The 6,794-nt window shown below is 37.4% G+C and carries 5 protein-coding genes and 1 rRNA gene (1 of these 6 running past the window's edge); 3 read left to right on the top strand and 3 right to left on the bottom strand.

Going from position 1 to position 6,794, the window contains the following annotated elements; genetic code table 11:
- The 3 genes from QLQ96_RS09945 to QLQ96_RS09935 form a co-directional block, all read right to left on the bottom strand.
- A 16S ribosomal RNA gene (locus tag QLQ96_RS09945) occupies nucleotides 1-1,171 on the bottom strand (it extends 343 nt beyond the left edge of the window).
- A 964-nt stretch (nucleotides 1,172-2,135) separates the two neighbouring features.
- Entirely contained in the window at nucleotides 2,136-3,137 is a 1,002-nt protein-coding gene (locus QLQ96_RS09940; protein WP_482496512.1) for an LLM class flavin-dependent oxidoreductase, read from the bottom strand.
- A gap of 96 nt (nucleotides 3,138-3,233) precedes the next feature.
- The gene (locus QLQ96_RS09935) at nucleotides 3,234-4,448 is read right to left on the bottom strand and encodes a polysaccharide deacetylase family protein (RefSeq protein ID WP_482496511.1); all 1,215 of its coding nucleotides are present in this window, start codon (nucleotides 4,446-4,448) and stop codon (nucleotides 3,234-3,236) included.
- Nucleotides 4,449-4,616: 168 nt separating this feature from the next.
- Between QLQ96_RS09935 and QLQ96_RS09930 the strand changes: the two genes are divergently transcribed.
- From QLQ96_RS09930 to kdpF, 3 genes are all read left to right on the top strand, one after another.
- The gene (locus tag QLQ96_RS09930; protein ID WP_482496510.1) at nucleotides 4,617-5,957 is read left to right on the top strand and encodes a sigma-54-dependent transcriptional regulator; all 1,341 of its coding nucleotides are present in this window, start codon (nucleotides 4,617-4,619) and stop codon (nucleotides 5,955-5,957) included.
- A gap of 269 nt (nucleotides 5,958-6,226) precedes the next feature.
- Nucleotides 6,227-6,508, top strand: a complete 282-nt coding sequence (locus tag QLQ96_RS09925) for a DUF7674 family protein (protein ID WP_379826280.1) — start codon at nucleotides 6,227-6,229, stop codon at nucleotides 6,506-6,508.
- Nucleotides 6,509-6,673: 165 nt separating this feature from the next.
- Entirely contained in the window at nucleotides 6,674-6,751 is a 78-nt protein-coding gene (gene kdpF, locus QLQ96_RS09920) for a K(+)-transporting ATPase subunit F (protein ID WP_073099479.1), read from the top strand.
- Nucleotides 6,752-6,794 lie beyond the last annotated feature (43 nt).

Raw genomic sequence — 6,794 nt, 5'->3', positions numbered from 1 at the left:
CATCCCCACCTTCCTCACAGTTTGCACTGGCAGTCTTGTTAGAGTTCCCGACTTGACTCGCTGGCAACTAACAACAGGGGTTGCGCTCGTTATAGGACTTAACCTGACACCTCACGGCACGAGCTGACGACAACCATGCAGCACCTTGTAAATTGTCTTGCGAAAGGTCTGTTTCCAAACCGGTCAATCTACATTTAAGCCTTGGTAAGGTTCCTCGCGTATCATCGAATTAAACCACATGCTCCACCGCTTGTGCGGGCCCCCGTCAATTCCTTTGAGTTTCATTCTTGCGAACGTACTCCCCAGGTGGGATACTTATCACTTTCGCTTAGCCACTGAACTTGCGCCCAACAGCTAGTATCCATCGTTTACGGCGTGGACTACCAGGGTATCTAATCCTGTTCGCTACCCACGCTTTCGTCCATCAGCGTCAATCAATTGGTAGTAACCTGCCTTCGCAATTGGTATTCCATGTAATCTCTAAGCATTTCACCGCTACACTACATATTCTAGTTACTTCCCAATAATTCAAGTCCTGCAGTATCAATGGCCGTTCCACCGTTGAGCGATGGGCTTTCACCACTGACTTACAAGACCGCCTACGGACCCTTTAAACCCAATGATTCCGGATAACGCTTGGATCCTCCGTATTACCGCGGCTGCTGGCACGGAGTTAGCCGATCCTTATTCTCACAGTACCGTCAAGCTTGCTCACGAGCAAGTGTTTCTTCCTGTGCAAAAGCAGTTTACAATCCATAGGACCGTCATCCTGCACGCGGCATGGCTGGTTCAGGCTTGCGCCCATTGACCAATATTCCTCACTGCTGCCTCCCGTAGGAGTCTGGTCCGTGTCTCAGTACCAGTGTGGGGGATCTCCCTCTCAGGACCCCTACCCATCGTAGCCTTGGTAAGCCGTTACCTTACCAACTAGCTAATGGGACGCATGCTCATCTTTCACCGTTGTGACTTTAATTATAAAATGATGCCATCCTATAATGCTATGAGGTATTAATCCAAATTTCTCTGGGCTATCCCTCTGTGAAAGGCAGATTGCATACGCGTTACGCACCCGTGCGCCGGTCTCTACATCCGAAGACATATACCCCTCGACTTGCATGTGTTAAGCCTGCCGCTAGCGTTCATCCTGAGCCAGGATCAAACTCTTCATCGTATATTTTAATATTATATCTCGATGCCTTATTCAGGTTCTTTTAAAATCTTCCGATTCTACTGCTCTTATTTCTTTTGTTCCGATTTTCATCGGAACGGCTGTCAATTCAATATGTCTACGAACGTGTATTTCTGTCTTTTCGCCTGTATCTCAAAGCGGATGCAAAACTAAAAATTCTTTTTGTTTCTCGCAAGAAAAATTTGAAAAAATTTTGAAACTTTTTTTCGTTTCCATTCTCTCATTTTTCTTACCAATCTCTCAAGGAACTTTACGCGTTTTGCGGGGTGCAAATGTAAAAAGCATTTCCGAATCTCACAAGCTTTTTTTAACCTTTTTTGAAAATAAATTTTCAACCCGGTTTAAATCTTCTTGCCAGTATTTCAGTGAACGTCTTTCGCTGTTGCGGGTGCAAAAGTAGCACATCTTTCCACTTATACAAGCCTTTTTTACCCCTTTTTTCAATGTTTTTCCACTCTTTTTCTTAACTCGCTGACAACTCCCGCTTTACATTTCATCTTTTTTTGGTCCTGCGTAGGGTTTTTCTTGTTTTAGGTATGGTTTTGGCATTTTTACCTCGTTTTCCCGGGTTTCAATTATTGGTTTTTTAACCTTTTTTCTGTTTTTCGGTGTTTTTTTGAATCTCGCGGAGTCGCCAAGGTGCCAAATTTACCTTTATCTTCTTCTGAAAACCGATGCCCTAGCCCCGATAGTAGCGAAAATCCTTTTGTGCCGGGGTTCGGCACAAAAGATTGCAGCGGATAGCGGGATTAAGCTCCTCATTAAAACCAATGTTCAAATCCCAAACTCCAAAAGGCTTCGGCTTCGCTCAGCTGGACAAACTTTGTATTTATATATATGTACAAATAATAAACCCGACAGGTTTGGAAAAACTGTCGGGTTGAGAATACGAATTACTCTTATATATATTATAGTAAAAAACCATACCTATATATAAGTATAAAACTTAATTCAGCGCATCTATTACTTCTTTGGTGATCTGAATGCTTTTTAGTTTTGCCTGATGATCGAAAATTGGACTTGTAACCATTAGTTCATCGATTCTGGCGTAGTCAACAAACTTTTTAATATCTATTGTTAACTGTTCTTTGTTTCCGGTAAATGTTCCGGCTGTCATTTGATTGACGTGAAAACGCTCTTCTTCGCTCATAATATCATCTAAAGACGGAACCGGTGGCTGTAAACCTTTACGATCGTTGCGAATTAAGTTCAGGAACATTTGATACAAACTTGTTGAAAGCAATTCGGCTTCTTCATTTGTGTCTGCTGCAATGATATTTACACATGCCATTGTTTTTGGTTTGTCTAAAACTGCCGAAGATTGAAAATTTTCGCGATAAAACTCAAATGCCTGTATCATTAAACGCGGCGCAAAATGCCCGGCGAAAGCATAAGGCAATCCGTAAGCGGCGGCTAAAGCTGCGCTTTCCATACTTGAACCTAAAATCCAGATGGGAACATTAAGCCCTTCTGCGGGAAAAGCACGCACTTTTGCCGTTGCATTGTCTGCAGAAAAATAGTCTTGAAGTTTCGTTACGTTTTGGGGAAATCGCTGCGCCTGCTCAAAAAAGTCTTTTCGAATTGCTTCGGCCGTTGGCTGATCTGTTCCTGGTGCTCTTCCTAAACCTAAATCAATTCGGTTAGGATATAAGGTTTCGAGTGTCCCAAATTGCTCCGCAACTACCAAGGGAGAATGATTTGGCAACATGATTCCGCCAGAACCAACACGGATATTTTGAGTTGCACCAGCTATAAAACCAATTAACACGACAGTTGCCGTACTTGCAACGTGCGCCATATTGTGATGTTCGGCAAGCCAAATTCTATTATATCCTAATTTATCGGCTAATTGAGCAATTTCTTTTGTTTTCTGAAATGTTTCGGTTGCGTTGCTATCCTGAGTGATGATAGCTAGTTCTAATATTGAGACTGAAATTGGTTTTTTCATATAAAATAATGCTAAAAGGCAAAATTAATTCATTTCTACAGATGTCGCTTATTTTTGACTGTTAATAGAATTATAATATTTGTAGCTACAAATGTGTTATCTCAATTCAACATTTACTAGTTTGTGTGTCGTTTTTCCATCGGAAGAAATAATAAAATCAGGTGAATTTGATTCTACTTCAAACTTTGAAGAAGTATTAATTTTCAATGAAATTGCGCGATGCCTGAAAGTTTCAGAAATTTTAGGAAGATTAATTGTTACTGTAACCTCTTTATTTTCTTGTTCCGAATTAATTTTTATTCGGTCGCGCAACCAAATGTATTCATAAACTTCCTGCCACGGCGCCATCCAGATTGAATCATTACCTTTTGATCCGTATTTATTGGCAAGCGCAGTCATATAATATTTGAAATCTGAAAAACGCATGCTAAGATTCCACAGATTTGTATTTCCTGTTCCGTGTGTGAATTCGTTAAACCAAACAGTATTGGGCTGTTTCACTATTGAATCTAAAGTTTTTAGATAACGATCCATCATTTTAAAAGTGATTGTATCTTTTGAACTCTGCACAAAAGTTCTAGCAGAAATCATTTTATCTAGATCTACTTTTGAATCCGCTTTAAAAACTGGACCGACACCATAATAAGAGGCTACCGAAAAATGTCCGTTATTAAGCGCCTCTTTTTCATACTCTAAATAGTATTTCTCATCGCCCTCTCCGCCGGGAACAACAAAATGAGACATTCTGAAATCCAGATTTTGTTTGATTGAAGTTGTATTTTCGGTTACTTCATTTAGAAAATTTGTTCCGTGTTTGGTTGCGTGATGAAAACCGTGATTTAAAATATCCCAACCAGCATCGTACATTTCTTTTACTTCAGTCCATGAAAGATGTCCTCCTTTTTCTGGTAAATCCCGAATTACTCCTCCATTAATTGCCAATGCTAATTTAAACGGAATTTTATTCCCCATTCCGTCAGAATAAAAAAGTCCTTCTGAAGTTGTTCCGTCTCCGCCTTGATCAATTTTCCACTCATTAATCATTTTTGGACTTATTTTTCCTCCATTCAATAATGGAAAAGCCGTTAAATATGCTGAGCGATATCCGTCATCTAACGTAAAACTGTACGCAAAATGTTTATTATATTTTAAGGGAGAAACCTCTACTTTGATTTTATCAGCCGATTTTAATTTTATTTTGAATGAAATGGTTTTCGGTTTTGAAGAATCTTTTTCAATAATTCCATTTGAAAAAACATTAGAAGTACAAAATATTACCGCAATTATTATAAGGAGAATTCGTTTTGGCATAAATTTTTAGTGGTTCATTTTCGAACTAAAAGTACATTTCTTTTTGAAACAAATATTTTAAAACGGATTATTCTCTTAAAAATAATTTAGGCGGAATCAAAAAAGTGAACTGATTTTAAACCTAAATTTGTACATCAAATACCAAACTTGGTTTTAGCATATCTGCAAATGACACACAAAATTTTAATTATAGACGACGAAGAAAAACTGAGAAGTCTGTTGGTTCGCATTATTAAATCGGAAGGATTTGAAGTTTTTGAAGCGAAAGATTTAAAGTCCGGTTTTAAAAAACTGGAACAAACCGATATTGATGTTGTTTTGTGTGATGTAAAACTTCCTGACGGAAACGGCGTTGATTTTCTTCAAAATATAAAAGGAAGTTTTCCGTTGACGGAAGTTATTCTGCTGACCGCTTTTGGAAATATTCCAGATGGTGTGCAGGCAATGAAAAATGGCGCTTTCGATTATATTGTAAAAGGTGATGATAACGACAAAATTATTCCGCTTCTTTATAAAGCGGTCGAAAAAGTGCATTTGCAGAAAAAGGTACAACAACTCGAAAAACGTATTGGTGATAAATATTCCTTCAATACCATAATTGGAAAATCAAAAGGAATTGAACAGGTTATTGATTTGGCTCAAAAAGTTGCCAAAACCGATTCGACCGTTTTATTGACTGGAGAAACAGGAACCGGAAAAGAGGTTTTCGCGCAAGCAATTCACGAAAATAGTAATCGAGTAGGAAAATCTTTTGTGGCTTTGAATTGTAGTACGTTTAGTAAAGAAATTTTAGAAAGTGAACTTTTCGGACACAAACAGGGCGCTTTTACGGGAGCTTTAAAAGATAAAAAAGGTTTTATTGAAGAAGCAAACGGTGGAACTTTGTTTTTGGATGAAATTGGAGAAATGCCAATCGAACTTCAGGCGAAATTATTGCGCGTTTTAGAAACCAGTGAATATATTCCCGTTGGAGACACAACTCCTAAAAAATCAAATTTCAGATTAATTGCTGCGACAAATCGCGATTTAAAGGAAGAAAGTGAAGCGCATCGTTTTCGTTCTGATTTGTATTTCCGTTTGAATATTTTCGAAATCAAACTGCCTTCGCTTCGCGAAAGAGCAAAAGATATTCCGTTGCTAGCTAATTTTTATGTGAAACAGTTTTCTGAAAAAACGAATAAAAAAACTTTAAATGTTGCTCCTGATTTTCTGGAAAAACTAGAAAACTATTCCTGGCCGGGAAATATTCGAGAGTTAAAAAATGTAATCGAAAGATCGGTTATTTTGAGCAATGGAGATATTTTGACTTCGGATGTTTTGCCTTATGAAATGCAACATCAAACGGAAAAAAGCACAAAACCGATGTCTGCTTTTTCAATGCAGAGTATTGAGAAACTGCATATTCAAAAAGTTTTGAATTATACTAAAGGAAATAAAGCTGAAACAGCTAGATTGTTGGAAATTGGGATTGCGACTTTGTATCGAAAAATTGAAGAGTACAACTTATAATCTGCAATCCTGCAAGGTTTCCAAAACCTTATAGGTTTAAATTTTAAAGTATTAGATAAACCTAGAATACCTACAAGGTTTTGGAAACCTTGCAGGAACGACAAAAAAAGCCTATCATTTTAATAAAAGCTTATCAAAATGATAGGCTTTTTTTATGCCTGATTTTTGGCACAAAACAATAATCTATTATTGTACAACACCTTACACTCTACTCTACATTTTCGGAATATATTTTGGCATAAGGAGGAAGAACATTAAAATTCCTTCTGATGAAAAATCAAGTCACCTCAATCTACAAACAGGCCGAACGGTTTGCTGAGATTACAAAAAAATCAATTATATCTGGCAATATCGTTCGGGCTAAAAAGTGTTTAGCACTTGCTGAACGGTTATTTATTACTGGAAGCATCGAAACTAAAAATGCCATTTCAAACGTGTATGTTTTTTCAGTTTCGTCTTTCATGGAAATGCGCCATTGTAATATCTCGCATCTTTTCCCGCAAACGCTTAAGACAGAATATATCAAGCAGGTTAACGCTTCGGGAGTCTAAAAAGTTTAATCGGTTAACTGTTTAATTGTTTAATCGTTGCTCACAATAATCTACAATCTTAAATCTAAAATTCCTCTTATGATCACTTTTCTTTTACTCGGTTTAGCCGTTTTATTATTCGCTATTTGTTTTCTCTCTGTTGAATTCTTTGAAAAAATCTAAATCATGACAGCACTCTTTATTATTTCAATCGCCGTTTTCGTGTATTTGATTTATGTATTAATCAAACCTGAAAAATTTTAAATCATGTAAAAGTCAAAAGTGAAATGTTAGATGTCTTTCATAC

The sequence above is a fragment of the Flavobacterium sp. B167r genome, from assembly GCF_056824315.1.
Note: the sequence above shows the minus strand (reverse complement) of the source record. Positions and strands in the feature narration are given on the sequence as shown.

Coding starts and splice junctions, on each gene's coding strand:
- QLQ96_RS09940 (WP_482496512.1), bottom strand. CDS start 3,137: ATGAAAAAACCAATTTCAGTCTCAATATTAGAACTAGCTATCATCACT.
- QLQ96_RS09935 (WP_482496511.1), bottom strand. CDS start 4,448: ATGCCAAAACGAATTCTCCTTATAATAATTGCGGTAATATTTTGTACT.
- QLQ96_RS09930 (WP_482496510.1), top strand. CDS start 4,617: ATGACACACAAAATTTTAATTATAGACGACGAAGAAAAACTGAGAAGT.
- QLQ96_RS09925 (WP_379826280.1), top strand. CDS start 6,227: ATGAAAAATCAAGTCACCTCAATCTACAAACAGGCCGAACGGTTTGCT.
- kdpF (WP_073099479.1), top strand. CDS start 6,674: ATGACAGCACTCTTTATTATTTCAATCGCCGTTTTCGTGTATTTGATT.